Annotated in this window: 2 protein-coding genes; both read right to left on the reverse strand. The window is 63.1% G+C overall.

Annotation, left to right across the window (positions count from 1 at the left end; genetic code table 11):
• A partial coding sequence (locus DNA98_RS17535) for a transposase (protein WP_146237995.1) occupies window positions 1-99 on the reverse strand: 99 nt, incomplete at its 3' end.
• 338 nt (window positions 100-437) lie between these two features.
• Window positions 438-1,202 carry a hypothetical protein gene (locus DNA98_RS17540; protein WP_199489413.1) on the reverse strand — a complete coding sequence of 255 codons (765 nt, stop codon included), beginning with the start codon at window positions 1,200-1,202 and terminating at the stop codon, window positions 438-440.
• Window positions 1,203-1,301 lie beyond the last annotated feature (99 nt).

The following is a 1,301-nucleotide window of genomic DNA, read 5'->3' on the forward strand; positions in this document are numbered from 1 at the left end:
TGCGACCTCGTGAGCTCGGCAGGCTTCGGCCACGGTCCTTTGACCCGACAAGACCTCCAACACAATTTTTACCTTTTCCTTCGCTGACCACCTGCGCATCTCGCTACCCCTTCAGGCTACACCCCTCGGTCTCTCTCTTGGGGTGGTCCAAATTTGGGGCAGCACTTCACAGAAGCTCCTTGTAGCCCGTGGGCAGTGGGAGAACGGGTTGTCGCTCTTTTCGCTTATCGGCCATAGCCCAGCTCCTCCAAGTTCTTCCAAATCGCCTTGTCCACCCGCCGGGCCTCGGCAGGCACAGGCACACGCACAGGCAGACGCTGAAACGCACGCCGTGCGGTTTGATTTGCGCGCGTGGTTATAGGATAACCGCACGTGGTATTTGGTGAAGCGCTCAAATTTATGAGCGCGCTCATATTACTTTTGTGCGTGCTCATAATTTATGACCTCCGCTCATAATAGGTGCCCTTCCTCGTGCCCCGGCGTACCAAGCGGCCATCCTTAACCAATCGGTCGAGGAGTCGCGTGGCTTGGTACGGCCCAAGCTGGCACAGCTCCGCCGCCTCCTTGCGCGTGATCCGCCCGTGCTTTTCCACGTATTGCAAAACCATCTGCTCCTGCTGGAGCGGCTCGAAACCGCGCTGGCGCACGTAGGCGGCCGGTGCCCCGAGCCGGCGGTAGGTCGCCGCGGAGAGGTGCCAGGTGCGGCCCTTGCGCTCGCCACGCGGTTCGACCAAGCCGATTTCGACGAGGCGGTTCAGGGTGGCGCGGGCTTCGGCTTCCGACTTTTGGGTAAGGCGAGCGGCTTCCTCCGTGGTCAGCCGCCGGTCGCTCCAGAGGGCGTTCAGGATCAGAAGCTCGTCCAGTCCAAGGTCGCGCCCGGCGCGCGATTCCTCGACGACGAGGCGGACGAACTCGAGGTTGGCCTCCCCGCCGGGCAGAACCAGGACGACGCCCGCCTCGTTGCTGCGGTCGTAGGAAGGCGCGGGGCGGCCGTTGCGCAGTTGCTCGTAGAAGATGGTGTCGATGCCGCGCGCGGTGCGCTCGACGATGCCTCCTTCAATATAGCCCGCCGAAGGTTTTAGAAGGGGGTGGAGGTGTCTTGCCCCGCGGCGGTGCAGATAACCCCCGGGCGCCCAAACCGCGGGGTATACTGTGATCGACCGTACACACCCCAGGAGGAAACCTATGGAACGCATCGCCATCCTAGGCCCCCTCACCGCCCTGCTGCTGGCCGGCTGCGGCCTCATCAGCTCCCCGCCCATCAACAACCCCTTCGGCCTGGAGGGAAAGCAGAGCACCTT

Source organism: Meiothermus sp. Pnk-1 (assembly GCF_003226535.1).
Classification (GTDB): Bacteria; Deinococcota; Deinococci; order Deinococcales; family Thermaceae; genus Allomeiothermus.

Excerpts from the sequence above, each read along its gene's own strand:
- DNA98_RS17540 (WP_199489413.1), bottom strand. The coding sequence starts at position 1,202 with ATGGCGATGCGTTCCATAGGTTTCCTCCTGGGGTGTGTACGGTCGATC.